Consider the following 1,676-nt stretch of genomic DNA (forward strand, 5'->3'; position numbering starts at 1 on the left):
AATATGAAAATATATATGACAAGTGTATATGTAGATGATCAGGACAAGGCATTAGCATTCTATACGAATATTTTGGGGTTTGTTAAAAAGATGGATATGCCGGCTGGTGAAGGAAGATGGATAACTGTTGTATCACCTGAAGGTTCAGGGGAAATCGAGTTACTCCTTGAACCAATAGCGTTTCCGGCAGCTGGAACGTACCAAAAAGAATTATTTGAAGCTGCTATTCCTTTTACTTCATTTGGTGTTGATGACATTCAAAAGGAATATGAAAGAATGAAGGACTTGGGTGTGGAATTCAATATGGAACCAACTGAAATGGGACCCGTTACAGTTGCGATTTTTAACGACACATGTGGTAATCTGATACAGATGGCTCAAAAATAACGGAAAAAAGGCAGTTTTTAGTGCTAAGTAGTTCACTTTTGAAGGATAAAATCACTAACAACAAGTTAATTAGGATAGTGAGTTTTTGTTGTTAAATTGAAGTCTGATAACTAACTGGGTAGCTATGTGGGACACCTCCACAAGGCAGATGAAAGTCGAAATGAGCGAGAAAGTGAATGGAAATGAACTTCATAGAAGACATTAATCTTGTTCGTATAGTCTACCTTTAATTAGACAATCAAAAACGAAAAAGCACTTGGACAAAATTTCATTTTTGTCCAAGTGCTTTGTATCATTGCTAAATTTGGTGAATATCCACGGTAGGTGAACTACTTATTTTTAGTAAAGCTGCTTCTTTTCCGTTATTCGGATTCCTTGTTCAGTAACCCAAATGCTTCCGCGAGCAATTCGATATTCTTTATACGGTTATCAAATCCTGAAACATTAGGTATGATCATTATTTCGTCTGCTTGATAAAGATGAGAGATTCTCTCAATTTCTTTTTTTACCTTTTGTGCATTGCCGATGATCATCCTTTTGCGATTGCGGGCAACCTTTTCTTTTTCAACTGTACTCAACCCTCTGCTTCTAGCGGTTTCTATGGACGGATAATAAGGAGGCGGAGTGGAGGACTCCACAAACAATAACCATAGGTCAAAAGCTTTTGCTATTTCTTCGGCTTCTTCCGTTGTTTCAGCGACGACGGTGAAAACAGCTATCATTACTTTGGGTTTTTCAAGTTGTGAGATAGCATGAAAATTCTTTCGATAACTGTTAACTACCTCCACTCCTGCATCAGATGGCTTGGCGAAATGAGCATAGGCAAAGGCAATTCCATTTTCGGCAGCAATTTGGGTACTTCCGCCACCAGTGCCAAGCATCCACATCTCTGGAGAAGTCTTTGTAACAGGAGTGGCTAAGAGATTTGAAAAGCGATGATCCATGGATGTGTTATCTGAAAAATATTTATGTAAGTCTTTCACTTGCTGCTCATAAGACAGTTTTTGTTCTTTATTTTCGTTTAATGCCTTGTTAACAGCCCGATAGCTTGGAGACCTGCCTATACCCAAGTCAATCCGGTTTGGATGAAGGGCTTCAAGCATCCGGAAGTTTTCTGCAACTTTATACGGACTGTAATGGGGAAGCATAACGCCGCCGGAACCGATTCGAATACGTCTCGTGTTAGTGGCCAGGTACATCATCAGCATTTCCGGGGTGCTGCCTGCAACAGATAAAACGTGATGATGTTCGGCTACCCAGAATCTACTATACCCTAGTTCCTCCGCACG

Annotated in this window: 2 protein-coding genes; one reads left to right on the forward strand and one right to left on the reverse strand. The window is 40.0% G+C overall.

Going from position 1 to position 1,676, the window contains the following annotated elements; genetic code table 11:
- The first annotated feature begins 3 nt into the window (after nucleotides 1-3).
- On the forward strand, nucleotides 4-387 hold the full coding sequence (locus tag ACOI1D_RS21555; RefSeq protein ID WP_422504244.1) for a VOC family protein: 384 nt from the start codon (nucleotides 4-6) through the stop codon (nucleotides 385-387).
- A gap of 362 nt (nucleotides 388-749) precedes the next feature.
- On the opposite strand, the gene ACOI1D_RS21560 is transcribed toward ACOI1D_RS21555, so the two are convergent.
- Nucleotides 750-1,676 (reverse strand): LLM class flavin-dependent oxidoreductase (locus ACOI1D_RS21560; protein ID WP_422504242.1); only part of this gene is annotated, 927 nt, incomplete at its 5' end.

It is taken from the genome of Virgibacillus sp. DJP39 (assembly GCF_049310925.1).
In the GTDB taxonomy this organism is placed as follows: domain Bacteria; phylum Bacillota; class Bacilli; order Bacillales; family Amphibacillaceae; genus Virgibacillus_F.